Raw genomic sequence first — 26,341 nt, 5'->3', positions numbered from 1 at the left:
GGCGTGGTCCCCGTGATGGTACTGGTCGTAGTAGTTCTCGATGGAGGGGAAGTCAGCCGTCCATTCGGTGTAATGTTCGAGGTCGCCGACGTGGTAGTGGAGTCGCCACTGGGCTGTGTCTGATGACGCTGTCTCGGTGGCAGGTTCCGGTGATGGATCAGCGCGGGCCATCAGTCATCCCCTCCTGCGAATGGCTCAGGACGGCTGCTCTCGCGTTCAACCAGCGCACACTCTGTGACCGGAACGGTGAACGACATCAGCTCGCCAGTCTGACCGATTGCGTCGACCAGCCGTCGGCGCGTGGTCGTGTCTGGTTCAGACGCCTGCAACCGACGGAGCGGTTCTGTCGAGAGGTCGGCCAGTAACACGCCCGTGACGTGTTCGTCGTCGACAGTACGGACCAGCAACAGCGGGTTACTATTGGTGGCCGTAATGGCGACGATCTCGCCGACGGTCGGGTGGGTAGTCATCGGCCAACCTCCCTGTAGAGTGAGCAATTGATGGGGCGTTGATACCCACTCAGAAACGCAGTACTAGATAAATGACGGCCAAAACGACTTTTATGTGTACTTACCAATGAATCGGATGAGTTCCCGAGGCCGGAGTGACTGTCAGTGGTGCCAATCGGAGGTAGTAGTTGGTCCGGATCCGGAACTCGGTGTCGGGGCCGATGAGCTCGAATGGTGGCGGAAGCGCTAGCTTCAGTACGGCTGTCCCCCGGCTGGCCACCATTCTGTCGCCGGTACGCTTGCGGCTGTGTCGTGTCCGATGGGTGGACAAACTGTGAGTCTGATTCACAACTGTTTTTGATACCAACACCATACCGGTCGGTTGGGTACTGGTCTCTATTCCATCCCCCCATGGACCCACCCCGAATCATCGATTTGCCCGAGGCCAGAACCCGTCGTCGTGGATGACGACTTCCGGTGGTGCGTTGCACGCCACTTCCTACACCCCCCAGCAGCCCACCACTTTCATACCGCGACCCACTCTCCTGACGAGTCAGTTGTCTACGTAGCAGTGAGACTGGTAGTTGCTGGCATCGGGGCCGACTGGTACGAGGATAATACCGGCGCTTGCTTGCGATTCGACGGAAACCGCAAGCGATTTTATTCCGACTCATGCTATCTTCAGTTGGGTTCTGGTCCCCGCTCAGCATCCCCATAGGACCCATCTGATTCATCGAGTAGTCTGGGTCCAGAACCCGTCGCCGATTCAGGCGACGCTGAATGGGCTGTGATACGCCATTTCCCCGTGGCTGTCCCCCATTCTTCTCCTGAGATGACTGGTGCCAGTGTGTAGTCTGGTTCCGATATGCGGAATTACGTCTCTGAGTATGGACTCCACCGGAGTCTGAGTGGGCAGCGAATCGGGCAGCTGGAGGCTTGAGACTGCATGACAGGGGCAAATTAAAATTAATTAGGAGGAGTGCATAGCGTAGACACGGGTTCTGATCCCCGCTACAGGCTGGATCCCAGGATGGTTTCAGTTGGGCCATGCCGTGAGCAGGGTCCAGAACCCGCCCGTGCCTCTGACAGACGGGTGGCAAATTCTGTGCCCGTTGCCACCCCACACTCGCCTTCGGGTAGCTGTATAAAAGCCGCGTGATATCAGAGCCACGGGAGTGTACAGGTACCATCACTGTTGGGCACCTCTGGTCAGACAGGGCAGCTCACAGAGTTGTGCGAGCGTCTCGGCGTGGTGCTGGAGTAGCTGTCTGCCAGCGTCGGTCAGCGTATAGGCGTTGGTGCGGGCGTCGAGCTCGTCGCGGTTGATGAGGGCCTGCTCAACGAGCTGGTCGAGATTCTGGTAGAGGCGGCTGTGGTTGATCGGCTCGGCGTAGCGCTCGTCGAGATACTCCTTGAGCGCGAGGCCGTAGGGGTCGTCGTCGACGGCGGCGATGGCTTCCAGCAGATCGCGCTGGAAGCCGGTCAACTCGTGGTAGGTCGTCATCGGTTGTCTCCCAGCTCGTCGGTATCGGTGTCGACCCGCCGCAGCGTCGCTGGCTCGGGCTGGTAGCACTCGCCTTGCACCAGGAGATCCAGTAAGGCTGTCAGCGCCCGCTTGGCTCCGTACTCTTTGGCGAGCGTGTCCAGTACGTCGCCGGCAGACGCACCGTGGCCGTCTTCGCTGGTGGCGATTACATCGAGCGCGTGGCTGCGGATTGCGGGCTCGGCGTGGGTCTGCACGACGAAGCCATCCGTGTTCCGGAGGTACGTACTGACAGCGTCCAGCAGTTCGAGTTCGTCGTCAGCGAGGGCGGGTTCGGCGGCCTGTAAGGCGGTGTCGAGCCTGCTGGCCGCCGCCGCATGTGAAGGGATGGTGGTGCCGCCGTCGGTGACGACCAGATCGTAGCCGGTGACGATAGCCAGCGACCGAGCAGCCTGAGTGATGGCATCCTGGCCGCGGTCGGTCAGGGCGTAGGTCCCGTCGGTGGCGACAAGGTCGTCGGCTTCGAGGCCGGCGAGAGCGTCCGTGACGCGGGCGTCGTTGAGCGTGGCTTCGTGTCGGGTTTCGACAGCGATCTGGAGGGCGTCGGCGGTGGCCTCGCGGTCGTAATGGTCGTGGTCGGCAATCGCTTTCAGGAGATCCCGCTGGAGGGCGGTGCAAGTGTGCCAGGCAGTCATGCTCTCCCTCCAGCGAAGGGAGTGGTTGGCGAGCGATGCGACTCTTCGTGGGTGGGCTTGCGGACGGTCATGGGTTCGATGGGACGCCGGTGGTTGCTGTGGGCGTCGCCTATCTCAGACTGTTACACTGACCGCACTTAGTGTTTCCGTACAGCAAACTTTTCTATACGAGTTACAATTACATCGCACATTACTATTTATGTCGACGTAGAAGATGAGATAGAATGGCTAAGCGAGGGTCAGACCGCAAAGTCAGCGATGATCGGATTTTGCTCGAATTTTTGCTATCAGCTGATCCAGCCTTATTCACCAGTGAAGTGTCTGATCCGCTGCCGCTGTCACGACAGCGTGTCAACGACCTTCTGAACGAACTGGAAAATGAAGGGCTAGTAACCTCCAAAACCGCGTCTGGAAGACGATTATGGTGGATCACTCCAAAAGGCCACCAGCGTGTCGTTGAAGCGGCCCGTGACAAACTTACTTAGCGGTCTAAATCCTGAGTTCTGGATACCCACCACCCGTTGGCACTGCCGAATGATTTCTTTTTGAGGATACCCTCACTCTCTAATGATTTGAGTAGTTCATTAATCCGGGTACTCGTAAGTGGTAGCCGTTCGGCAAGCTCTGTACTTTTCACTGCCGGGTCGGGATGACGTTTAATTGCCTGAATTAGCTCTTCGTCACTCACAGATCGATCTTTTCCACGGGTACTCATTATCTTCTACTTTCCCTATAGCTTGCTGTATAGAAAACACTTATGCCGGTGGCGTAACATAAGCTAAGTATAGGAACACACGCGCTGCTGGTCGATTTCTCACGAAATCGTCCCGGTGTTGTAGCACCGAGGCGCGTGGTTCCATCCAGAACCAATGGCAACTACGCAATCCAATCCACAAGAACGTACCGCTCGTGAACTACTCACCCAAGGTCGGCCGCTCTTCCTTGGCGTTGACGGCGACGGCGCGGCGCATTACTGGGACAGCTACGAGTTCACTGTGGCTGTTATCGCGGCCGATGGTGATGCCGAGAAGGTTGTTCTGGCAGAGACGCCCTTTGAGACGCTTGGAGAGTGGTGTGAGTACACGCGCTCGGAGCGCGGCTGGGATATCGGGCCGCACGTTGGTGGGTCGCTGGTCGGCGATCTCCTGCGAGGTGTTGAGGCGTGAGCTGCACCGTGGAAGAACGGAAGCGTGTCCGGCGTGCAGCGCGAGCGATTCAAGAGGAAGTGCTGACTGAGTCGGTTGATGTGCTTGCGCCGAGCGCAAGTCAGTACGGCGAATGGACGCTTGACGCTGTGTTGCGTGATTCTGAAGGTATTCCGCCAGAGGTGCTACGGGAGCTGGCGTTGGCTGGGCTGACGTTGCAGCCGACGCCGTCGCAGGCCAAGTATCAGCATGTGGCGGCGACAGCCTAAATACCGAAATACACCAACGTGCAAGATGGAAAACGTGTGACTCATAATTCTCTCCAATCCTGATAAAGCAACCGTAGCGTCCGGGGAATCTGATACAGCGAATAAAATCCGATAACAGCCTGTGTTGAGATATTTATAATACATTCCAGAATCATATGTAGCTCAAGATGTGCGGCAAGTGGCGGCCAGATAATGCCATAGAACATTGCGAATATACAGAGCACTACTGCCTCTAGAATTAGTTCATGTGCATACCGTCTGTGGAGATTCGGCCGTTCAGTCGTCTCCCCTCGATTATCCATACAGCTATATTCTTACTACATTCACGAAACCATAGCTTCAGATTTCTAGAGCCAATTGCACCGTAACTCAAAGATCGTTAGAGTGGTCCATTTAAGTTCTAGGTCTAGATTCTTGTAGCGGGAATAAGATGTATGCGCGGTAATGTACGTATGTAAGCATGTCTATCGGAACGCAAAGTAGCGGAACCGAAACCGGTGGCGAAGATCATGACTAAGGAATTCAACCCGTGGCAGCAACGTCTCCATGAAACTGGAGACGTTGACGACCCACTAGAAGAATACCTGACGCAAATCAATCAAATCGTATACGGTGACGGTACCAGAAAGCAGGCCTTGCACGCACTTCTTCGCCTTGCATTCAATAGCGACCTGGACCATCTTACAAAGAAAGCAATTGCAGAAGAGGCCGGACTCACGACGAGCGATATATATAATAAATCTGTCATGAAGGTCTTCTCTGACTTTGGCTTGGTCTACCCTATAGAAAAAGTCAACCGAGACAAGGGAGCATACATTATTCCAGACCAAACGATCTGCCGGCCCCTGTTCGAAACAGAGCCATATGGACTTATGCGAACTGATGTTCAGGATTACCAGCAGGCGAGACGTTTGATGCACTGGTTCGGGAGTCGTCTTGCCGAAGGGGGAACCGCACCTATCGAGTCAAGTGCAATCTCACGACCAATAGAATGGCAAATGGAATTAACCGCCATCGAACTCGGCGTAGAGCAGCCAGTTAACATCTCGTTTGGGGCTGTCGGTATGCGTTCGAAAGGCCAGTCAAACCAATGGCGGTTTGTGATTAGTGGCACACTTGACGGGAACATTGCACCAGCAGATAACGACGAGATCAGTGGCTGGATCAAGCGGAAAATGACCAGCGTAGCGAAGGCTTCGCTGACTAATCACCGGGTTTGCTGCCCATGCAAGTCATTAGAAAACCATCTCATCAAGGTCGAACACGAGAGCGAGCAATTCTTGCCAGACGATAAACATTATGTTAGGTTTAGTGGAGAACATCCAGTGGAGTTCGAGACTGTATTAAACAAGCTGAAAGCGGATTCTGGTGGTGATTGACATGAGTGCTACCACTGAACTTGTCCGACATATTGTTGAAGAGGTAATACAGGATGAATCAGATGTTAGTGCTAGTCTTGCACAATCTATCGGATCGAAGATTGCTGGTGATCCAGAACTTGACCGTGTAGAAATCTCCGAAGATTCATTAAAACCAGTGGCCCACACTGTTGCAGACGCGACATATCGCGTTGATCTAGACGGATTTGGTGTCTCTAATCCCGATCAAGCTCGGCGTGAAATCGTTGAAGGTGTCACCCAGCAATTCGCTGCACAGACAGATAGTACTGGGAACAGTTCAATGTCGAACAGTGAAGAAACGCAGACCACTACAGCAGGTAAACAGACTGGTTCGGCAGATAGTGATGATGATATAATTGTTGCCGGAAGGAAAGATAGTGAACACAAAAATGACACCTCAAAGGGAGCCAGTACCAGTACGGACTCTAATAACCAGTCACCGGAACACAATACGGTAGTCACTACTGGGACGGAGTCAGAGTCTGATGAGGCTGTAGATAACAGCGATTCAGATGATATCATCGTGGCAGAACCAGATGATGTTGATACGATGGGGACGGCGTACGATGACAAAGACAACGATGTAGATGATGACAGTGGCTCGGATCAAGAGATGCATACTATGTGGTGATAAAAATGCAAGATATTGTGAATGAGGCTCTTGAACGCGATGAAGAAGAGCAAAAGCAGTTTACCGACGATGATGTTGATGGGTTTGGTGATCCTCGAATCGTGATCATTGGCTGTGGCGGTGCTGGGAATAACTCAGTTAACCGTCTATACAACATCGGGATCGAGGGAGCTGATACTATAGCGATCAACACGGATAAACAGCACTTGAAGATGATTGAAGCCGACACGAAGATTCTAATCGGCAAGTCTCTGACTAATGGTCTTGGAGCAGGCGGTGACCCCTCAATGGGTGAGCGTGCTACAGAAATGGGAATAGGGACTATCAAAGAAGCGTTGGGTGACGCTGATCTTGTGTTCATCACTGCCGGCATGGGTGGCGGCACCGGTACCGGGGCGGCCCCCGTGGTCTCGGAGGTTGCCAAAAAAAAGGGTGCGATTGTCGTAGGCATGGTATCGACGCCGTTCAACGTTGAGAGGGCTCGCACGGTCAAGGCTGAGGAAGGCCTTGAGAAGCTCCGCAACCAAGCGGACTCAGTTATTGTATTGGACAATAATCGGTTGATCGATTACGTTCCAAACCTGCCTATTGGTAAGGCGTTCTCTGTGATGGACCAGATTATCGCCGAGACCGTCAAGGGTATCTCCGAAACCATCACACAGCCGAGCCTCATCAACCTCGACTACGCCGACATGACCTCCATCATGAATCAGGGCGGCATCGCGGTAATGCTGGTCGGCGAGACCCAGGACAAGAACAAGACCGAAGAAGTCGTCAGAGACGCAATGAACCATCCGCTGCTCGACGTGGACTACCGCGGTGCGAGCGGCAGTCTAGTCCACATCACTGGTGGTCCGGATCTTACACTGAAGGAGGCTGAAGGTATTGCACAACAAATCACCGAGCGACTTGAACCGGGTGCTAACGTTATTTGGGGAGCTCGAATTCGAGAAGACTACAAAGGAAAAGTGCGTGTTATGGCGATTATGACAGGGATTGAGTCCGCACAAGTACTTGGTCCGACAACCCAGAAACAGGCGGACAAATCCCGAGATGCCCTGCAGGACCCAACTACCGATCAGGAGGTCTCTGCTTCAGATGAAATTGATGGGCAGCCTACAGCCGAATCTGATGGTGGAGAGGAACAGTCTGAAGAAACGGAAACAGTCAATGGAATTGATGTTGTTCGGACAGATAAATAGGAACGTGAAAGACTGGGTCCATTATTGTTCACTCATTACGCCCGTATCGGACGACTTTCATCAAGACTGATACCAACGGTTACAAACACCGTTTTGCCGGTGAATTGACTGACTATCGCGCGTTCATTTGCTACGCTGGCGAGGTCCTGGAGGTTCACGATCTCGCGGAGCTGGCTGACGAGGGCGTTCTGACGCCCGCGACTCACGACGGCGAGCTGTACGCCACCGACTCGCCGCGAGCGTGGGTCGAGGCCTGGCGAACCGACTGCTGTGGCTGGTCTACAGTGCGGCTGGGCGAGTCACTGGTTGAGCAAGCTGTTCGGGTGATGAACCAATGAGCAAAATGTCGGTCGCCGACGCGAAGGGCTTCGTATACGAGCCTGTGCGTGGCCCCAAGCGGAAAATAGAGTTCGAACCACGGTCCGACGGTGGGTTTGAGCGTATCGAGGCCGTCTGGAATGGCTGTCAGTGGCGGGTGACTGGACGAGAGGTCGTGACGACGATGCGGCGAATCTGAGTAGCGAGGTACCCGAGTAACTGTTCAAAGATTTCTGGTTCTGAAACAGTTCGGGATCTAGACTGACTGGGCCATAGAGGGTTTGACGCCACGCTCCACTGCATTCTAGGTCATCAACCATCCGTTGATTGCAATTATAGCAGCCACTAACATGATGAGATAAGCGAGACGCTGCAAGAAGGGATATAATTCTTTGTCTGGGTTCAGAATGAGGAGCGAATACGGATATAGGCGGTTGAAGATACTTCTTGAGAATAGTGTAGTCATCGCACCAAAGAATACTATTCGATTAATATCTTCTTGACTGGTGACTCCGTAGCTGGCCGCGTATCCAGTCCATTGGAGAAAATACAGAGCTGCTCCAAGGATTGCTGCAATAGCTAGCTCTAGCCTGAATGAACCCTCGACAAACGTACGGAGTCTATCTTGTTTTGCTGAAAAGAAATCTCGCACTTCTGCTCGCTTTGAGCGTACCCAGTCCGGTTTGCCAGTGATGACTAACTGTATTGGATCGTTGATGCTCTCCGTAGTTGAATCAATCTCAAGTACGCCTGCATCACATTCTAAAGATATCCAAAACTCTCGTATGAAGTCCGGTACGGTCGGGTCGCTGAGTAATTCGGTAGCACTATTAAAAGTATAGACTGTATTCCCGTCAATAATCTCGTAAGTTAGGGTTTCATTCCTGACATTGGCTTTGAGGACCTGTTCCAGGTCTATTATTTCGTCGCCAATCAGCCGCGTCGCTGGCAACGCTATGGTATATTCTATTTCTTTTTCGGTCATGCAAAATGGTTGTAGATGCTACAATATATTTCTTTGATTACAGTTGGTACTGATCTTAACAGCCATAGTTTTCGCTGTTGTTGCGTTCTAATGTCATCCTGAGTCAAATATTAGCAATATTTTTGATTACTGGGGTGGTGTGCTCGCGTCGAGTGCGAGTCAGTACAGTGAATGGACCCTCGACGCCGTGCTTCGGGATGCTGATGGTGTGCCGCCCGAAGTGCTCCGGGAGTTAGCGTTGGCCGGGTTGACGTTACAGCCGACGCCGTCACAAGCGGAGTATCAGCACGTTGCTGCGACAGTGTAGGGTAGAGCGCTAACCAACAAACGTAGGCACTACTGCTTGTTTGTTGGTTAGCCAACTCCCAATCCGCTTTCTGACCGTCGTTTGTTGCTCGAGAACTCTACACAGTCAGGTATCTCAACCTCAAACTGAACTCATGCTTTTAGGGGAAACCTATTCACAACGACGGCGAAAACCCACCAGTATCTGAATGAGTGGTCGTTTCTACGGTGCCCTGGCCGCATCCGCTTCCGTCTTCGTTTCCAACTCGTGCGATCAATTAAAAATTATCGAGCGTTTCGTGGTTTGAATCAGGCAGTGAGTATTCCCAGACTCGCTTAATCTCCACAGTCTCGTCCGGATTATGTGGAACCGCAAACTCAACTATCGAGAATGTCTCGTTGTCGTTTGCTTTGATACCCAGTGCTTCCACCGCTGCGGGATAGTCTACTTTCCCTCGAATAGCCTGTACATTCCTGAAGATCTGATTCCGAGAAAATTTCTCACCCTCCCCTTTGCCCTCGGCAACGATTGCATAATGTTGGTCGTCATCATCTTCCGCGATGTACAAATCATCGATTTCAACCTGCCCTGAGTCCCCGGAGGTCCGCAAGTGGCTCTGCAGGTGGTAACAGTCCAACCCAGTAAAGGAATTCAGTACATCGGTGTACCGAACGCGTGTTAGAATGCCTTGTTCATCTGTGGTGCTGTACCGCTGTACTAGTGGTGGTATTCCAGTAGTGTCCAAGACCTGCCGCCTATCTGGAGCGGGAAGCGTGACCGTATCAACCTCAGTGGTCAACAAGTAGGCAGCATCCGAGCGTTGTGCGTCCTCATCCTGAATGATAGCTTTGTAACCGGACTCCAGCAGTGGGGCCGGCAAGTCACTCCGACTTCGGAGATTGTACTTAAGATCCGGGACATTTTTTATTCGGTCCAGTCCGTGTTCCTTCCGAGCCGCCTCAATATCTGATTTATCAAAGGGTATGTCATCGCCCGCATTGAATTCGGAGTCAATTTTCATTTGATAGATGGCAATAATATACTGCGCATACTTTCCACTAATCTGCTTCACATCAACATCTGCGGCATCACTCATACCACCATCGACCGGCTATTCTCGTCTAAACATGTCGGCGATATTATTATTAGTCGGAGATTTCGATAGTAATCTTTGAATTGTTTCGACTGAAAGTCATATAGTTAGTCGAAATACTCCAAGTCGAAAGTATAGTCGTCTGAAACAGCCAACATAATCTCAAAGCCATCCTTGTGGAGTGAAAAGGCATCTTTTGGACGATTGCCCGGCCCATATACGCGCTCAGATTCTACAAGACCAACATCACGGAGTTGCTTCAGATTATTATGGATCGTTTCAGCCGTGACTTGAAATGCAGGATCCTCGGCAAGTTCCGGTGCCGTAACCGGGTCATCAGCCAACTTTGTAAGTAATCGTAATCGGAGCTCAGATGATAAGACGCTAAACAACCTGGCCTGCGAATCCAACTCTTCGGTGTCCATAGCGCTAGCCCGCTACCCTCCCCTCCTAAATTATACTTAGATGTGCTTTGGATAGTATCAATAGATATATTTTGTTTACTTCTATTGGTGTATCGAAGATTTCAAAAGACACGGCGTTTATACCGGGACCGTTGCTATCATGAGCGAAGAGCAATCACGAACGAGGGAGTTAGACTTGAAACACAAAGATAACCTGCAGCGACTGTCAGACACTGATATACACGATTGGTACCGCTTCGTCTATGCCTACTCCGATCAGTTGATTGTTGATCTAGTGGAAGAGTTCGGTATTGAACAAGAGGATCTGATTCTCGACCCCTTCAACGGCACTGGAACGACGACACTCGCTGCTAAGAAACTCGGTATCGACGCGATTGGGACCGACACATCACCTGCAGCTGTCCTGAGTGGTAAAGTGAAGACAACATGGGATGTGGACTTAGCGTCGTTCCGAGACCGGCGATCTGAATTACTCCAGACTGTTGAGCCGATCTTCAAAGAGATCAGCTCCAAAAACAACACTACACTCGGCTCATTCAGCGACAACGACAGTGAAGATATTTCGCTTGACCGTTATGATTTCTCCGAACCAGAAAAGATTCCAAAAGGATGGTTAAGCGAAAAGCCGCTGAAGAAGATGGTAGTACTTCGGGACCACATTGAACAGCTATCGGATGATGATGTGACTGACCTGTTTCGACTGGCGATGATTGCTATTCTTCCAGAAGATGTTGGGAATGTCAGATTTGGCCCAGAAGCAACACGAGATCGGTCAGCCGAAGGCGATCGCGATGTCTACACTATCTTCAAGACAAAGCTCGCAGATATCGAGGAAGATCTTGAGCGGATCCAGCAAGCAATCACCGCCGGTGAATTCGAACCAGGGGAGTCCGAGATCCACCAAGCTGACGCCCGAGATCTGACGGCAGCGCTCAAATCCTCTGAACTACTTCAATCTGAGAGGCACGCTGGCACAGTTGACTATCTTATTACTTCACCGCCGTATCCCGCAGAACATGACTACACCCGGAACCAACGACTTGAACTCGTTTGGTTGGGTGAGTGTGACGACAATAATGACTTGCAGGCAATAAAGAAGCAAAATATCCGATCACATACAAAGAACATCTATGTCGCTGACGATGCTGGTGAACGATTCAATATCCGAGGCATAGATGAGGTAGATCAAATTGTCTCGAAAATGGAGCAGATCATTGAAGAGGAAGATATTCAGCACGGCTTTGGGCAGTACTACCCCCGTGTTATAGAGGAGTACTTTGCCGGAATGCAGGAGCATCTAGAGGAAGTCTACGAACTGCTGTCAGCGGACGGAAAGGCTGCATATGTTGTTGGGGATTCAGGCTCATACTGGCAAGTCGAGGTTGAGACTGCTAAGATCTTAGGAGAAATTGCCACTGATAGAGTGGGTTTTGACCAAATGGATATTGAGCTCTGGAGAAACATGGCGGCGACAACTGCCAAATATGATGATATCGAAGAAAATATTCTGATCCTTCATAAGTAGCGGCAGGTCTGTATTAAACAACGATAGTTGAACGCCCCACCACCAATAATTCGCTGGCAGTTGAACGAGCTCCAGCAGGCTGGTGTGTCGGTGTTCGTCTCGATGTCACCCATACGACGATGGACGAAGATGACTTTCACGAGCTACTCAGCTACTTTAGAGCGCTCGGTGAGGTCGTTGTCTTCCACGAACCAATCAATCCCCGTGGCGCGAATTTCCAGCAGTGTCTCACTGCCGCCGAGCAAGCCGGCTACGACGACGTTGTCACCGAACTCCAGCAGATGCAGGACAGCCACCAGTACTGGGTTGAGTACGCCCTCGAACAGTTGAATACAGTCCAGCAGGTCGCAACGCGCTTCGACGGGATCGAAGTGTATTCCTGGCCAGACGATGAACTGGTGCGCTTGACGAGCGGTCAGCTTCGGTCGAAGCTCAAAGCGATGCAAGAGGCCGTCTCTCCAGAGTCGTTCTCCGAGCGTGAGACAGATGCCTTGCCCGAGCAGTCCAAGCTAGCCCCGGACAGCGAGTCTATAGAGCATCTCATATGATGATCAGTATATTGTTGGAATGCCCCATTGTCCATCAAGAACTAGCTTGTCCCGATATACAGCTGACTGGCTAATAGCCGGGCGATTACGGATCTGTGTTAGTTAGCTATGACCCAGCAGACCAGTCTCTCCCCGATCGTATCCACAACACTCTCGATTTCCACGTTGGTAAGCCTACATAGCTCGTAGACAATGGCATCAATCAAGTCATCGTCTGCTCAATCTTCGCACCCAACTCAGCAGCCGTTCAACCATCTCCATGAAGCTCGTCAAGCCTCGTGCACGTCGTCAACGCCGGAATCGATAGCGAATCCGATACGCGTAGATTCGACCGTCATGCTTCAAATCAACGTTGTGAGCGCTGAAATCGATATGGTCGGCATTGTATAAATACGAATTATCACAAGCAGTCCATTTGCAATAAGCACTAACAATACCGGTGTGCCATTGATGAGGAGTATATCAGCGTGATGTCGTAGCAAACTCACCTCTCCAATTAACGGAATGGTTTGGCTGCGGCGATGTGGCTCGTCACCGGGGTCACGGAAGTAATCGAACGGAGTAATATTTCGATAAAATACAGTTGCATCTGTCCGCCAGCCATATAGTTTGTAAGCGGCAGCTGCCCACAACAACACACCTACAAAAAAGATGGCTATCTGTCCAGCGTTAGAGATATCGAGATCAAGGACCTCTGGAATTTTTGAAAAGAAAATAACGGTAATTACGAAAAAAGAGTACGATGCGTATTTGATGGTGTCGTGTCTTGCGACACTAAATTGAGCGACCTCTTGAACGGCACTGATATCATCTTCATTCGAGTCATTAAACGTCGGCAAAATATCCGCATCTGCCACCATCTTAAATTGCTCTGCGTATACTTGATGGAACCGTTTTCCTTTGAGTTCGATTGCAAGGACTGCTAAAAACGGCAAAAGTTCGATCAGAGTTCGAAAAAAAGTAGTAATCAAGATTTCAGCTAACATAACTGTACTCTGCGGATTCCATGTTTTATTTGATATTTACTTCTGGCACGACTCGGAGATTCTCGGCGGGGATGGGGTTCCCTCCATCGCTGACTGTATCGCCACTGCATTCGACTGAATCCTCGTTCTCTAATGGGCGAAGTAACGTTTTCAGGGAATCTTCAGTGGACTCCTCATTACAGACAGTGATAGTATAGCGGACTGGTGGGTACGGAATACCAGGCTCAGTCACTAGTTTTTTTGTCACTCTTGTCTCATCTTCTGAGATGTTATCTGTGGGATCAATATCGGAATATTGGATACACTCATTAGTGCTGTCTGCTATGAGTTTACCTATGACACCCCTACGTCGAACATTTCGAAATTCAATCTCGTGAGTAGCCTCTTCATCGGGTCCAATAACACACTCCTCTTCCGTATCGATTACCCGGGCTCGAAGGGTTTGTGTGGGATGGTCGTTACCGGAACTCCGATCACATGGTGTGGAATTATAAACTTCGTTCATATTACTTGTGTGCGAGCAATTTGTCACGATCCATTCGATGAAGAGTCTTTGCTAAGTTAGCCAGTGATTCGCTTTTTTCAGGAGTGGGTACTGGATCTTCAAATAATTGTGGGAGCATCTGTTCTAAATGGATGTCTTTGCTTTTGAGCATAATTACAATTTCTGCATCATACCCCATCGGTTGTGAAGGACGATGTTCCCATGTTATTTCATAGTCATCTGTTACCACTGCGACAAATTCACAGCTATCCGCTAATTTGTGTTTGCTACGAACCTCCCAAAACGATAGTTCAAGCTGCCTGTACCCAGAACTCTCACTGGCATCCAGTATAATTTCACAAGGGGTAGTGTCGTTGACTTTCGGGAAAGACTGCACTCTAGATATAAATAATTCGACGTCCATATTGGATGGCCAGTATAGTGATGAGTCGCCCGTAGAAAACCGCTCATACGTGAACTGCTGCCTATCAGTTGGAATTGAACCTTTCACGAGGTTACCAGCTACATTGGTAAGTGGAAGCACGCGCAGAGATTGAAGTGATCCCTCGGGGGCGTCATTTTGTACAGCTGTACCGATCTCAGGAGCGTCACCAGACGGTTGATTATCCCAAGCAGACGCAGTATCATCTGGTATTGACTCTCCGGTATCACTCCCTACCAACATTTCTCCAGTCATCGACGCAGAATCCGTGTGAGCAGGGCTATTGAGGACCTCCTTTGCGTTCTGATAGCTATATGTAAAGTCATCAGGAATCTTGTCACCACTGTAGTACGATATGAGTCGTCGAACCTTAGCTTCATTATTCTGCAGAGCCCTCCTATTACTGTCGTCATTTGGATGTGTGTCGAGGTGCTCGCGAATTCGAACTGCCTTTTTCATAACGCTGCGAAGATCTTCTGGAAAAGCGGATGCAACGTCATTCTCTTCGAGTATTTCGGTTACTTTCTTTCCTGTGGCAAGCTTTACATTAGGGACAGGAGTTCCCTGCACTCCTTCATCGCGAAGTTTAATTCCAATCTTTGATGGAGAGTACCCCTGGTTAGCAAGTTCCACAATGCGTGCTTCAATGGCAGTTGGGTCTACATGACTCCATTCCGGCGGCTCATCGGTGAGGGGTTTGTCAGAACCACTTTGGCCACGTCTTCTGGTGTGCATCCGAGCCATTTTGATTTTGTTAAGCGAACTCAATAGTACTATTAAGCAGTTTCTCTCCAGCAGAAATGATGAACTGTTCGGATATTAAATAATGGTTTGGTGCCGTATTTCTTGAGGGGTGGGTGAAATTATAGTGGACGGGCCGTTGGTCTGGCCCACTGTATATGCCGCTCATATATCTGTGGTAACATTCAACAATATTAGATTTACCCCTCTGTCTTCACATCCGCTATTCAAATAGGAGGCAGCAGCCACTATGCACGTTAGTGGGTGCCTTTTTCAGTATAACTGGTCGAAGATGTACATCGTCGATGTCTACGAGGAACTCGATGCCAGAGAAGTACCGACGAATCTCACCATGCGAGACCGGAATCTTGCAGTGTTGATCCGTGGCCTCGACGAGGCTGGACAACTCGGTGCTGTTGGGACTGATGTTCGGGAGTACCTAGACAGAGATACCACCGACTCGGAGAGTCGCGGGTCAGTCCTGGGACTGCTTGTCCGGGCAGGACTTGCGGAGGTCCGACCTGATCTCATCGAGGCCGACGAAGACGGCTACGAGACCTTCACCGAACGGCAAGAGACACAGTTCTGAGTCGCCGTTTCTACATCACGAATCGGGAGTCTGTAGCTGCTGGCATGAGAATATACCTACAGAATGAGGTACTGAGGTGTTGTTGAATGATCGGTCAATACTCTATCGCTAATTAGGATCGGCCCCGTAAAGAAAGCGAATAGATGATGAATCCGATGCCGATGATTTTGATGGTATTACTCACTAGCGGTGAGTAAAACGTGTACACAATCAGTTCGAGTCTGAACTGTAATGCGACGGCTGAAATTGCCAGCGAGATTATCGGTGAAATAACGGTGATAAATGCGAGCCCAACCGCGAGAAACAGCATCTGTCGTCTTTCATTTCTACGGTACCCTTGGTAGGCCTGATAGGCGATAAATAGCCCCATCGCAACGGCGAGTAGCGTAACCAAGAGGAGAAGCAGATAGTGGGGCGGAATCAGCGACGGATCAACCTGCATTGATTGCATTAGAGTTCCCCCCACATCTCGGTGAAGCGGTCCGCCATATTTTCCGTCGGTTGCTCTTCGATTTCGATCGTGAGTTCATCATTTTCTAGTTCGATTGTGAGGCGTTTGAGCCGCGCCTTGTAGACACTGTAGTGGTGGCCGCCGTCTTCGATCTGGGTCTGTTCTTCGAGGAGTCCACACTCGATGAGGCGTGCAGTGCGGCGGTAGATCGTCGGGAGTGAGGCGTCACACTCATCGCTGAGTTCCTTCGCGGATTTGGCCGTCGTATTCGTTGACGTGAGGATGGTACGAGCGTACTCATCGTCGAGAAGGGAGTAAATCTCGCTCGACTGGGTATCCTCACTCACATGTAGTCGTTCTCGCAGTCATGCTTGGTATGAGTGCTGATTTTCTGACTCTGAAAAACGACTCATACTATTTCCTCACTCAGAATACGAGCCATCTCAGTGTCTATCAGCCCAGTTCTTGCGTGTGTATGAGTTCCGCTAACAAGCTCTGTACCGACTCTACAGCAGTTTTTCTGGCGTGGAAAATCTGGATTCCTGTTTAATTATCCCCTCTCCATCTGTTCTCCCGTGATACGAGAATTGTTGCAGCACACATTCTTCAGCCAATGTCAGCAGATGATACGATCTCCCGGTTTCTGCAGAATACAAGCCTGCTCACGGCCATCACAGTCACACTGGGGGATACGTAATGGAGCGTAGCAGTATCGCGACCGTCCTCTTCGCTGCCGTCGTGGTGTCGGTTGCGAGTGGCACTGCCGTCGCCGCCGTGACCGGAAGTCCCGCCATTGAGGTTGCACTTGCAGACAACACCGTCTCACCGGGCGAGGAAACGACACTCGATGTCGTGCTTTCGAACAACGGTGAGCTCGATTCCGGTTCCAGTACGAACCCGAGTCTGAACAGCGAGGTGACTACTGCCCGTGGTTTGTCGGTCAGTGTCAGCGCCAACGACGCCCCGATATCGGTAACGACCTCGCGGCAACTCACTGGAGATCTGGCTGCGGGCGCATCGCAGACAGTATCGTTCGACGTCAGCGTCGACGATGACGCCGACCCTGGCTCCTACCGCGTCCCTGTCAAACTGGAGTACGACCACTACAGCTACGTCTCTGAGGGGACAGGCGCCCGTGACTACGACAGTGACTCCCAAATCGAGTATGTTACCGTCCGGATCAGCGACGACGCCACCTTCGACATCGTCAATGTCGATTCTAGCGCGCGTGTCGGTTCGACAGGCGACGTCGAACTCACCATCCAGAACACGGGTGAGACGGCCGCAACTGACGCCGCAGTGACACTGGCGAGCCAGAACAGCGAGTTCACCGTCGGCGGTGACGAGCAGAGTTCCCGCTTTGTCGATACATGGGAATCCGGCGAGAACCGAACCTTCCAGTACCGGGTCGGTGCGTCCAGTGACGCCGAGCCGGAGCCGCACAACTTCGGCCTGTCCGTGGCTTTCGACAACACTGACGGCGTCCGAACGGAGTCAGTCGGCAACACGGTTGGCATCGCCCCCGCACCCCAACAGTCGTTCACAGTCGTCAACACCTCCTCGACGGTACCCGTCGGCAACACCGGGGAGTACGAACTGACACTTCGCAACGACGGACCAGTCACTGTCAACGACGCAGCGGTGACGGTCACCTCACAGAGCAGCGACATCACCTTCGGCGACGCCAGCTCCACCTCGCAGTTCGTCGGGGAGTGGACCCCCGGCGAGGTCCGAACCGTGACCGTCGACGCAACTGCAAGTTCGAACTCCGAAGTCCGCTCGTACACGCTGTCGGCGTCAGTCCAGTACGACGACCCCGAGGGCGACGCGGGGACCGACGACAGTCTCTCGCTGGGTATAGAGACCACGCCGAAACAGAAGTTCGCGCTGTCGGACGTTACCGGGACGCTACGGGCGGGCCAAGACGGCACGCTCGAAGCCACGCTCGTCAACGACGGTCCCCGGACCGTCCGGAACGCCGTGGTGAACTGGGAAAGCGATCACTCCAATCTCTCCCCGCAGGAAACCCAGTACGCCGTCGGTAATTTGGAACCCGGCGAGTCGACGACGGTGAGCTTCGGCGTCGACACCTCCGACAGCGCCCGCGAGGGGCCACGCCAGTTCGACTACACCGTCGGCTACGAGGACGACAACGGCGACCAGCTGACGAGTGACACGCTGTCGGTCCAGTCCGACGTTGCCGCCAGTGAGGACGAGTTCGACCTCGCGGTCGCAGACCGGACGATTACCGTGGGGAACGCACGGGTCGTCTCGGTGGAAGTGACGAACAACCTCGACGAGACGGTTACCGACATCGAAGCACGGCTGTTTGCTGACGACCCACTCAGCATCAGTGGCGCGGACACCAGCTACATCGAGTCGTTAGACCCCGGTGAGTCCACGACGCTGGCGTTCGAAGTGTCGGCGGGGTCCTCCGCGACAGCGGGGAGCACGTATCCAATGTCGTTCGACTTCCGGTATACGGATAGCAATGGCAACACCCACCTGTCGGATACGTTCAGGAAGCCAGTCGATGCGGCTCCCGAGAGCGGCGGGGGACTGCCTGTCCCACTCATCCTGGGGCTGGGAGTAGTTGTCATCGGCGGTGGGGCAGTCGTCTACTGGAGGCGTGACTGATGTCACTGGCGGAGCGGGTTGAAACGGCGACAGAACGCCTCAATACGACAATCGTGGACCGGCCACGAGCAGTTATCGTCGTATTTCTGCTTGTTACGGGGGTCTTCGTCGGCGGTTTAGGATCTGTGCAAGTGAGCGCCGGTGGTCTTGACTCGTTCACAGAGGGACTACCGGAACAGGAGGCCGAAGACGAAGTCACCGAGAATTTCCAGGGCCCGTTTCAGTCGGACACGCAGGACACGACACAACTCATTCGGACGGACAGCAACGTTCTGACCAAAGAAGCACTTGTCCGTGACGCACGCCTTATCGAACGCGTTGCGGACCGTGATGACCTTCGGATGGAGTCAGCTAGTGGCCCGGCTCCGACTATTGCACAGCAGTTGAACCCGTCAGCGGAAACGCCGGAAGCATACCGGCAGACCCTCGAACGTGCGCCCCGGTCTGACATCAGACAGGCTGTTCGCGAACTCGAAGATAAGTCTCGACTGACCGGATCGGTATCAAACGATTTCAATCCAACTAGCGTCTCAGCATCTGCATCAATCACGACGATTTCGCATGACTTCCCCAGTAGTTTTGACGATCTGACTGCTGTCCAGACGGGCGTCCAAAGGGTCGCTAACGATATGCCGGGCGACGTTCGTGCGTTCGGGTCAGGAACGACCGAAGCAGAAATACGGCAGTCGATGTCGGATTCTCTTCTGATTGTGATGCCAGTGGTGATACTACTGTTACTGTTCTTCTTGGTAGTCGCATACCGTGACCCCATCGACGTACTGCTGGGACTGGTAACGCTTGTGATGACGATTATCTGGACGTTTGGATTCCTTGGATACGCAAGGATTCCGTTCAGCCAACAGATGATCTCGGTCCCGGTGTTACTGCTTGCTGTTGGCGTTGACTTCGGTATCCACATCATTAACCGCTATCGAGAGGAGACAGCGCGCGGGTTCACAGCAGTTGAGGCGATGCGAGAGGCGAACGACCAGCTCATCGTCGCGTTCGTCATTGTGACCGTGACCGCAGTGTTCGGATTCGGTGCGAACGTTATCTCTACCCTTACACCCATTCGGAACCTGGGTATCGCTTCAGCAGTTGGTATTCTCTTCACGTTCCTCCTTTTCGGGGTATTCTTACCCGCGGCCAAGTTGGTGAGCGACGACCTACGTACGCGTCTCGGCGTTCCGGAATTCAACTCCGCCCCGATCGCGTCAGAGGACTCAGTCCTCGGACGAATGCTCGCGTTTCCTGCACAGGTGAGCCAGTACGCTCCAACGGTGATCGTCTTGGGCTTGCTCCTGTCAGGTGGTCTGATGGGCGCGTATGGGTCGGGTGTCGGCACCTCATTCGAGAATGAAGATTTTCTTCCCCCCGAGGAGATTCCAGCCTACCTCACAGAGTTGCCTGAGTCGCTCAGTCCAGGTGAATATACGATAACGTCGACGATTAACTTGCTGGATGACAAATTCGGGAGCAGTCAGGGTAGTACTGTGAAAATATATGTCCAGGGGAACCTCAAGCAAGATCACGCTCTCGAAGCCCTCGCCGCTCCGAACGACGATCCTCCAGAGTCGCTTGCAGTTGGGCCTGGCGGGCAGGCAGAGGCGCGGAGCATCGTGACTGTCATCAAATCCCACGCGAACGAAAACGAAGAATTTGCCGCCTTAGTCGCCCGAAATGACCAGAACGGCAACGGAATTCCCGACCAGAATCTCGAACAGATTTACGACGAACTGTTCTTGTCCTCGGCGAGTGATCGGGCCGAACGATACCTCACTGAGGATTACCGCTCCGCGCAGATCGAATATCGGACTGATTCCGACGCCACACAGACAGAAGTGACCGCTGGCGGGGCTGAACTAGCAGACAGACTCCGGTTCGAAGCGACGGCTACGGGGAGCGTCGTCGTCCTTGCGGCGGTAATGGATCGTATCTTCCAGTCTGCGATTCAGGGACTCGTCATGGCAGTCGGACTGACTGCCGCGTTCCTTGTGATCATCTACGGCATCCTGGAACGGAAGCCACTGCTCGGCGTGGTCAATATCTTCCCGATACTGGTGGCAATCGCGTTCTTGCTCGGGACGATGCGATACCTGAATATCACGCTGAATGCACTGACAGCAACGATCCTCTCTATTTCCGTTGGGGTTGGAATCGCCTATTCGGTGCATACAACCCACCGGTTTATTGACGAATACGATGCGACGACAGGTGCCCACGAAGCAATGATGGTAACGCTGACAGGGACTGGCGGCGCGTTGTTCGGAAGTATGCTGACAACCGCGCTGGGAACTGGTGCGCTCGCACTAGCCATTACCCCGATTCTCGGCAATTTCGGGGTCCTGATCGGTCTGAGTGTCACCTATTCGTTCCTCGCGGCGGTGATAGCACTCCCACCCGCAGTGTTACTCTGGGAACGAATACACCAGTGGGATATCGATCTATTAGCGCGTCTCCGTCCCACAATACAGTGACATCTCCGCACTGTAAACAGCGCGGCTTTCCTGCATGGGAATACCGGCTTACCGGCAGGGGCACCGACCCGACCTCTCCAAGCGTTATCTGCTGTGGCTGGCTCTGCTCGGTGAGGGTCGTGGCGCTGTCACAGACGTTCCGTCCCGTGTGATGTCATCCTCCGCCGGTTTCAGCGGCAGGCTCCCACCCACGGGTCGTGGCGGTCTGCGATATTGACCGCCGCATTGATGTCTGTGTGATACTCCTACACCAAACACTCATCGTTCTGGCACCGGAACTTGTCGCTGTTCCGGTACCCAACGTAGCCGCACTCGTGACACGTCTGGCCCGTGTACCACGGTCGGACGTATTCGACTGGGATGCCACCCTTTCGTGCTTTGTCCTCGATGCGCTGTTGAAGCCGGCCGAACGCCTATGCGTGGAGATGGCGGTTCATCCACTCGCCGTAGTCCGGGTCATCAGTTGTAACCTTCAAGGCAATCGGAAATTCGCCTTCGGTCCGTGTGTACTCCCACGTAGCGACCTCCGAACGGAGTGTTGCAGCGTCAGGGATACGTCGGCTGGAACACTTCATCTACGTTAGGTAGGGTCGGATGAGACCGAGGCTGACGACGATGAAGACGAGTAAGCTGAGAAAGACCCCCAGAATGAATGTATTAACGCTCTTGTGAAGCACGTTGTTGGTTTTCAAACGGCGGCGTCAAGAGCATGTTTGAGCGCTTCATCACCTGGTTTTCTGTAGAGTTCTCGGCGGAGATCAAAGGATCAATGATATGGTGTTAGCTTGTCTCTTGACATTCCTTGGTGGGGTGAGAGCAACCGTCGAGTCAGCGACATGTGGCTTTCGCAAGTGTTGACGTGGATGTCGCCGTCAGCGTATTCTTCGTCGCCGTGGACGACGTATTTGAGAGTGAATACGTCGTATTCTTCGAGCGGATCATAGGCCCGAAATCCATCTGTATAGACGGTTATCGACTCTTGGTCGTAGTTGACGAGCAGGAGTTGAACGGTCGATTCGTTGGCGGATTTCGCTGGCACGACGTACCGATCATCCCAGCCACGATCGACCAGTGTGAACACCGGTGGTTTGTTACCATCGTACGATCCTCATCCACGCATAGTAGGCCACGCGAGCACGAACTGGAGTCGTGCTCACGGCCTTTGAGGCCGGCAGAAACGTACACTTCGTCGATTTCAACTGGCCCAGATAGCGTGATCGAAGGCGCGTCGAGCACTTCCCAGAGCGCTCGACGCGCCGCTCCACTGTTCTGTACGAAAGATTGAGTTCCGCCTCAACCTGTCGAATGCTCGTATTAAACCGTAAGAATACGTAGATCGTGAAGTGCCACTCTTTGAGCGGGAGTTTTGAGTGAGCGAAAACCGTGCCGGTCTTGTCGTTGAACGTCCGACCGCAATTCTTACACAAATATCGTTGATACTGCCGGTAGCCGCCGTTTCTGACCGTTAGGTCAGAACGGTAGCGGGGCATTTGACACCATTACACCAGCGAACCTGCTGCAGCAGGTCCGCTGTAGCCGACTCCGATACGAACCGGCGTATTGGGAACATATCGGTCACCGCTAGCACGGTGCCCTTGCCATCTTCAACTTTCAGCCGCAGCTCTCGCTATCAACGATCTACTTCGCAAGAGCGTACATAATATCAGTAGGTGATTCTGCTGATCCAATGAACTGATCAATACAGAAAACAGAGGATTATTCGCTTGCCAAGTACACTGACCAATACCAGCTTGTGCTCCCCTACGCAATCGGACTTGCATCCTCGCAGAATCCACTTCCATATGTCTCAATTACTTCTGTAATGGTGACTTCATAAGCGTCGTACCACTCAGTCCACCGCTGTTTTGCACGTTTGTGGTCCCCATTCGCCCCAAACGTTGCAAGCGCATCCAATGATTCCCAGTAGTAGACGACAAGGATTTCGTCATTATCCGGTGCATGCCACGTCTGCTTGCCCAGATATCCTTCTGAGTCCTCAGCAGCCTTTTGTACCGCATCATTCAATTCGTGAAACTCTGCATCGTACTCACCTGGAGCGAGACGGAACGTTACTAAATACATCAGAACTATGCACTCGTCCACATGAACAAGATGCTTTCCCTTGGATCAGACCACGAGTAACAACTAACTTGGTGACCTCGGTCAAGTTAGATTTGCTTTTTGTCCACCCACCGGGAACTTCACAATTTTCTCCGCAACTGAGAACATTTCTATAAATGCCCCTCTAAACCGGATCCACGTAGCCTATGGTGATGATATAATGACACAATATGAAAGCCATTCCGACAGGAATCGATTCGCAACCATCGCAGTTGGATCAGCGGAAACCGAGACCCATCCTCACAGAGGCGGGACGAACGATATCGTCCCGCCGGTCCACCTCTCGGCTACGTTCGAGTGGGGCAGCGGAGAGAACGCCAACGAACACGACTATTCCCGCGAGAGCAATCCGACGCGGGAAGCTCTCGAAGAGCAGTTAGCCCGCCTCGAAGGCGGCGAGCACGCATTGGCGTTCGCCTCCGGAATGGCCGCCACATCGACGACGATGCTGTCGCTGGTCCCTCCGGGAGGCCACGTCGTTTCCTCGGACACCATCTATAGCGGAAGCGAAAAACTGCTCACCGAACATATGGCCGGACATCTCGACGTTGACATCGACTTCGTTGACGCCCGTGACCCGGACAACGTCGCCGATGCAGTCAACGCTGACACCGACTTGATCTGGGCAGAAACACCGTCGAACCCCTTAATTAGGTTGTGCGATATCCAAACGATAGCCGACATCGCCGTTGACCACGATACTCTGTTCGGTGTGGACAGTACATTTGCGAGTCCGTACTATCAAGCTCCACTTGAACTGGGCGCTGACGTCGTCGTTCACAGCACCACCAAGTATCTCAACGGGCACTCGGACTCAATCGGTGGTGCCGTTATCACCGACGACGATGAGGTTTTCGAGCAATTGGCGTTCGCACAGCGGGTTGGGCTTGGGAATATGCTTTCGCCGTTCGACTGCTATCTCGTTGCACGAGGCATCAAGACGTTGCCCGCGCGGATGGAACATCATGAAAAGAACGCGATGGAAGTCGCCCGGTTCCTCGAAAGCCACGATCAGGTCGCTCGTGTCTACTATCCGGGTCTTGAGAGCCACCCACAACACGAACTGGCGAGTGAGCAGATGTCGGGATACAGCGGAATGCTATCCTTCGAGTTTGATGGGGCCCTCATCGAACTTGAGGCGTTCATCGAAGGACTGGAGGTATTCACGCCTGGAGCCAGTCTTGGCGGGGTCGAGAGCCTTGTTGAAGTGCCATCACTAATGCTCCCCGATGAGTTCAGTCGGAGTGCGGACTCGGCAGAGATTCCCGAAACGTTGGTTCGGGTATCTGTTGGCCTCGAAGACGCCGATGACCTCTGCAAAGATCTTCGGACGGCACTACCGTAATCTCAATTCTATTTATCTCAGCCTGTCACTGGTTAGAGTAGTACAGAAACGAAAATGTCTTGGTGAATCCACAGGCGGCGTCGGGATAAGGTCAATTTTCCGTAGACGATGTCAGCAAAGCGGGTTTGCACTCGCTCGATTAGTTTCTGGTCGTGATCCGAACGCTGGAGATTGTGCATCACTTCTTCGAAAATATATGCGCTCACACCGACGTGATAGGCACTTTGGATCGCTTTGTCGACGAGCGAAACCGTTTCCTCACACGTCTGTGTCAGGCCGAATATCCAGATATTCGAGTCAAAAACATCCATTCAGAACTTACTGTGGCAGTTCACGGTCCGCATCAGTAGATTGAGGAGACTCAGACAGCATCCGCTCAACATCCCAGTCGATATCCTCGGAGAGAGATTGCAGGTCCTTCCACGCCTCAACTGAGCAAACCCCGTTTCGGCGTGCTCGATTGTAGATCCGTGCCGATTCCTCGCTCATATAGTTGGCAAACCAGTTATTATTGAATAAGCGTTGGGGTGGAACCAGAATGTCACCGGACAGCCGGTTCGATATCCCAGTCCGAAGCAACAATACTGGCATAGACACGGTACTCTCTATGCTAAGGCTCCCCGAGACACCGATCAGATCGGAACGCTTCTAGCTTTATCGGCGTTCGTCGATAGCACGGCTCCTTCAGTCCTCTTCTACCATCAGTCTTGTACGGGACCGAAAAGGGAACTCACTGTGAATGGCTACACATATCGGAGTCGCGCGCGGTTGGAGACGAGAGGGACACGACTGGACTCCCGCCGGCAGTCGGTCCCTTGCAGCGTGTGGCAGACGGCTGGGCGAAGCAGAAGTATGCCTACTTACGATGTCATAGAACAGTTCACAGGGTAGTTTGTGTCATGACTTCCGGAGGGAACTATCCGCTCAGTGGGTGTGCGGAGTGAACACCGACTGTCAGGGAGAAAAGATGTTTGTACTGATCTGACTAGTCTAGAAGTATGAGCAAAGCCCTCCTCTACCACGGCTCGATGACCGTTTGCGGCGGCATCCTCGGTTTCAGTGGTCTGGCCAGTGTCATTTCAGGGGAAGTGTCCCTCGCTCCAGTGCTCCTGTCAATTGGCGGAACTGGGATGGTATTCGGTGCAGTGTATGAAGTTGTTCTCTCATCCAATCCGTCTGATTCAATTCCTGACGACCGAATAGTGTGGTCTACGGTAGTGCTGGCTCTAATCGCAGTTATTGCTGGAATTTGGTCTGTGGCTGCATAGTGCCAAGCGATTGGTGAGGTGTCTGTACTGATCGTACCGCACGCGAACTACTCACACCAAGGTCGGCCGCTCCTCTTGGGCGTCGATGGCGGGGGTGCCGCCCATTACTGGGACAGCTACGAGTTCGCCGTGGCTGTTGTCGAGGCTGATGGTGAGGCAGAGAAGGTTACGTTGGCGGAGACGCCCTTCAATACCTCTCGGAGTGGTGTGAATACACGCGTGAGGAGCGGTGACTTCAGACCACCTGTCACGCGAAAACCTCTCCTATAGGAGATCCTATAGGATTTGCTATATCTCCTCCTCAGCAGATGTCTGACGTAGATTTATGCCTACAGAGTATCCTATA

At 52.7% G+C, this 26,341-nt stretch carries 27 protein-coding genes and 3 pseudogenes; 15 read left to right on the top strand and 15 right to left on the bottom strand.

Features of this window, described 5'->3' with window-relative positions; genetic code table 11:
• Positions 1-170 precede the first annotated feature (170 nt).
• From AV929_RS03285 to AV929_RS22910, 4 genes are all read right to left on the bottom strand, one after another.
• Positions 171-470 (bottom strand): hypothetical protein, encoded by a 300-nt coding sequence (locus tag AV929_RS03285; protein ID WP_064287437.1) that lies wholly within the window; start codon positions 468-470, stop codon positions 171-173.
• A gap of 1,168 nt (positions 471-1,638) precedes the next feature.
• Positions 1,639-1,953, bottom strand: coding sequence for a PadR family transcriptional regulator (locus AV929_RS03280; RefSeq protein ID WP_064287436.1), 315 nt, complete (start codon positions 1,951-1,953; stop codon positions 1,639-1,641).
• Positions 1,950-2,627, bottom strand: a complete 678-nt coding sequence (locus tag AV929_RS03275; RefSeq protein WP_064287435.1) for a hypothetical protein — start codon at positions 2,625-2,627, stop codon at positions 1,950-1,952. The genes AV929_RS03280 and AV929_RS03275 overlap by 4 nt, the downstream gene beginning before the upstream one ends.
• A 481-nt stretch (positions 2,628-3,108) precedes the next feature.
• Positions 3,109-3,342 (bottom strand): winged helix-turn-helix transcriptional regulator, encoded by a 234-nt coding sequence (locus AV929_RS22910; RefSeq protein ID WP_155120712.1) that lies wholly within the window; start codon positions 3,340-3,342, stop codon positions 3,109-3,111.
• A 154-nt stretch (positions 3,343-3,496) separates the two neighbouring features.
• Here AV929_RS22910 and AV929_RS03270 point away from each other — a divergent pair, with 154 nt between their 5' ends.
• The 7 genes from AV929_RS03270 to AV929_RS03245 all read left to right on the top strand — a co-directional run bounded on the left by AV929_RS03270 (position 3,497) and on the right by AV929_RS03245 (position 7,791).
• Positions 3,497-3,793 (top strand): hypothetical protein, encoded by a 297-nt coding sequence (locus tag AV929_RS03270; RefSeq protein WP_064287434.1) that lies wholly within the window; start codon positions 3,497-3,499, stop codon positions 3,791-3,793.
• Complete coding sequence (locus tag AV929_RS03265; RefSeq protein ID WP_064287433.1) at positions 3,790-4,041, top strand: hypothetical protein; 252 nt, start codon at positions 3,790-3,792, stop codon at positions 4,039-4,041. The genes AV929_RS03270 and AV929_RS03265 overlap by 4 nt, the downstream gene beginning before the upstream one ends.
• 509 nt (positions 4,042-4,550) lie before the next feature.
• Positions 4,551-5,420 (top strand): hypothetical protein, encoded by an 870-nt coding sequence (locus AV929_RS03260; RefSeq protein ID WP_230458827.1) that lies wholly within the window; start codon positions 4,551-4,553, stop codon positions 5,418-5,420.
• A gap of 1 nt (position 5,421) precedes the next feature.
• Positions 5,422-6,072 carry a hypothetical protein gene (locus tag AV929_RS21230; RefSeq protein ID WP_080510025.1) on the top strand — a complete coding sequence of 217 codons (651 nt, stop codon included), beginning with the start codon at positions 5,422-5,424 and terminating at the stop codon, positions 6,070-6,072.
• Between the two features lie 5 nt (positions 6,073-6,077).
• Positions 6,078-7,274: a cell division protein FtsZ gene (ftsZ, locus tag AV929_RS03255; RefSeq protein ID WP_064287431.1), complete on the top strand. Its 1,197-nt coding sequence runs from the start codon at positions 6,078-6,080 to the stop codon at positions 7,272-7,274.
• Positions 7,275-7,378: 104 nt separating this feature from the next.
• Positions 7,379-7,612, top strand: a complete 234-nt coding sequence (locus AV929_RS03250; protein WP_064287430.1) for a hypothetical protein — start codon at positions 7,379-7,381, stop codon at positions 7,610-7,612.
• Positions 7,609-7,791, top strand: a complete 183-nt coding sequence (locus tag AV929_RS03245; RefSeq protein ID WP_064287429.1) for a hypothetical protein — start codon at positions 7,609-7,611, stop codon at positions 7,789-7,791. The genes AV929_RS03250 and AV929_RS03245 overlap by 4 nt, the downstream gene beginning before the upstream one ends.
• A gap of 105 nt (positions 7,792-7,896) precedes the next feature.
• Here the strand turns inward: AV929_RS03245 and AV929_RS03240 are convergent, their stop codons facing one another.
• From AV929_RS03240 to AV929_RS03230, 3 genes are all read right to left on the bottom strand, one after another.
• Positions 7,897-8,577 carry a hypothetical protein gene (locus AV929_RS03240; protein WP_064287428.1) on the bottom strand — a complete coding sequence of 227 codons (681 nt, stop codon included), beginning with the start codon at positions 8,575-8,577 and terminating at the stop codon, positions 7,897-7,899.
• Between the two features lie 563 nt (positions 8,578-9,140).
• Entirely contained in the window at positions 9,141-9,959 is an 819-nt protein-coding gene (locus AV929_RS03235; RefSeq protein WP_064287427.1) for a hypothetical protein, read from the bottom strand.
• 104 nt (positions 9,960-10,063) lie between these two features.
• Entirely contained in the window at positions 10,064-10,381 is a 318-nt protein-coding gene (locus tag AV929_RS03230; RefSeq protein WP_064287426.1) for a helix-turn-helix domain-containing protein, read from the bottom strand.
• Between the two features lie 139 nt (positions 10,382-10,520).
• On the opposite strand from AV929_RS03230, the gene AV929_RS03225 reads away from it, so the two are divergent.
• Together AV929_RS03225 and AV929_RS03220 are read left to right on the top strand one after the other, a co-directional pair.
• Entirely contained in the window at positions 10,521-11,906 is a 1,386-nt protein-coding gene (locus tag AV929_RS03225; protein ID WP_064287425.1) for a DNA methyltransferase, read from the top strand.
• A gap of 119 nt (positions 11,907-12,025) precedes the next feature.
• Entirely contained in the window at positions 12,026-12,454 is a 429-nt protein-coding gene (locus tag AV929_RS03220) for a radical SAM domain-containing protein (protein ID WP_080510022.1), read from the top strand.
• Between the two features lie 341 nt (positions 12,455-12,795).
• On the opposite strand, the gene AV929_RS03215 is transcribed toward AV929_RS03220, so the two are convergent.
• The gene (locus AV929_RS03215; protein ID WP_064287424.1) at positions 12,796-13,440 is read right to left on the bottom strand and encodes a hypothetical protein; all 645 of its coding nucleotides are present in this window, start codon (positions 13,438-13,440) and stop codon (positions 12,796-12,798) included.
• Between the two features lie 1,211 nt (positions 13,441-14,651).
• Positions 14,652-15,110: pseudogene (locus AV929_RS22570) on the bottom strand (30S ribosomal protein S15); the annotation flags it as partial.
• Between the two features lie 289 nt (positions 15,111-15,399).
• On the opposite strand from AV929_RS22570, the gene AV929_RS03205 reads away from it, so the two are divergent.
• Positions 15,400-15,696 carry a hypothetical protein gene (locus tag AV929_RS03205; protein WP_230458826.1) on the top strand — a complete coding sequence of 99 codons (297 nt, stop codon included), beginning with the start codon at positions 15,400-15,402 and terminating at the stop codon, positions 15,694-15,696.
• Between the two features lie 112 nt (positions 15,697-15,808).
• On the opposite strand, the gene AV929_RS03200 is transcribed toward AV929_RS03205, so the two are convergent.
• On the bottom strand, positions 15,809-16,147 hold the full coding sequence (locus AV929_RS03200; protein ID WP_064287422.1) for a hypothetical protein: 339 nt from the start codon (positions 16,145-16,147) through the stop codon (positions 15,809-15,811).
• On the bottom strand, positions 16,147-16,494 hold the full coding sequence (locus AV929_RS03195; protein ID WP_064287421.1) for a hypothetical protein: 348 nt from the start codon (positions 16,492-16,494) through the stop codon (positions 16,147-16,149). Before AV929_RS03195 ends, AV929_RS03200 begins: the two co-directional genes overlap by 1 nt.
• Positions 16,495-16,843: 349 nt before the next feature.
• Between AV929_RS03195 and AV929_RS03190 the strand changes: the two genes are divergently transcribed.
• Together AV929_RS03190 and AV929_RS03185 are read left to right on the top strand one after the other, a co-directional pair.
• On the top strand, positions 16,844-18,784 hold the full coding sequence (locus tag AV929_RS03190; protein ID WP_064287420.1) for a COG1361 S-layer family protein: 1,941 nt from the start codon (positions 16,844-16,846) through the stop codon (positions 18,782-18,784).
• Complete coding sequence (locus AV929_RS03185; protein ID WP_064287419.1) at positions 18,784-21,261, top strand: RND family transporter; 2,478 nt, start codon at positions 18,784-18,786, stop codon at positions 21,259-21,261. The genes AV929_RS03190 and AV929_RS03185 overlap by 1 nt, the downstream gene beginning before the upstream one ends.
• 245 nt (positions 21,262-21,506) lie before the next feature.
• Here AV929_RS03185 and AV929_RS22565 read toward each other — a convergent pair whose 3' ends face one another.
• The 3 genes and pseudogenes from AV929_RS22565 to AV929_RS03175 all read right to left on the bottom strand — a co-directional run bounded on the left by AV929_RS22565 (position 21,507) and on the right by AV929_RS03175 (position 23,343).
• Entirely contained in the window at positions 21,507-21,623 is a 117-nt protein-coding gene (locus tag AV929_RS22565) for a transposase (RefSeq protein WP_230458829.1), read from the bottom strand.
• A 326-nt stretch (positions 21,624-21,949) separates the two neighbouring features.
• Positions 21,950-22,831: pseudogene (locus AV929_RS03180) on the bottom strand (IS1595 family transposase).
• Between the two features lie 191 nt (positions 22,832-23,022).
• Positions 23,023-23,343 (bottom strand): antibiotic biosynthesis monooxygenase, encoded by a 321-nt coding sequence (locus AV929_RS03175; RefSeq protein ID WP_064287418.1) that lies wholly within the window; start codon positions 23,341-23,343, stop codon positions 23,023-23,025.
• A gap of 199 nt (positions 23,344-23,542) precedes the next feature.
• Here AV929_RS03175 and AV929_RS03170 point away from each other — a divergent pair, with 199 nt between their 5' ends.
• On the top strand, positions 23,543-24,727 hold the full coding sequence (locus AV929_RS03170) for a PLP-dependent aspartate aminotransferase family protein (protein ID WP_064287417.1): 1,185 nt from the start codon (positions 23,543-23,545) through the stop codon (positions 24,725-24,727).
• Positions 24,728-25,045: 318 nt separating this feature from the next.
• On the opposite strand, the gene AV929_RS21695 is transcribed toward AV929_RS03170, so the two are convergent.
• Positions 25,046-25,216: a hypothetical protein gene (locus tag AV929_RS21695; protein WP_155120711.1), complete on the bottom strand. Its 171-nt coding sequence runs from the start codon at positions 25,214-25,216 to the stop codon at positions 25,046-25,048.
• A 509-nt stretch (positions 25,217-25,725) separates the two neighbouring features.
• Here AV929_RS21695 and AV929_RS21210 point away from each other — a divergent pair.
• The gene (locus tag AV929_RS21210) at positions 25,726-25,995 is read left to right on the top strand and encodes a hypothetical protein (RefSeq protein WP_230458824.1); all 270 of its coding nucleotides are present in this window, start codon (positions 25,726-25,728) and stop codon (positions 25,993-25,995) included.
• A 29-nt stretch (positions 25,996-26,024) separates the two neighbouring features.
• Positions 26,025-26,225: pseudogene (locus AV929_RS22560) on the top strand (hypothetical protein); the annotation flags it as partial.
• Between the last annotated feature and the right edge of the window lie 116 nt (positions 26,226-26,341).

Source organism: Haloarcula sp. K1 (genome assembly GCF_001647155.1).
GTDB classification, from domain to species: Archaea; Halobacteriota; Halobacteria; order Halobacteriales; family Haloarculaceae; genus Haloarcula; species Haloarcula hispanica.
This window is presented reverse-complemented; position numbering and strand designations above follow the sequence as displayed.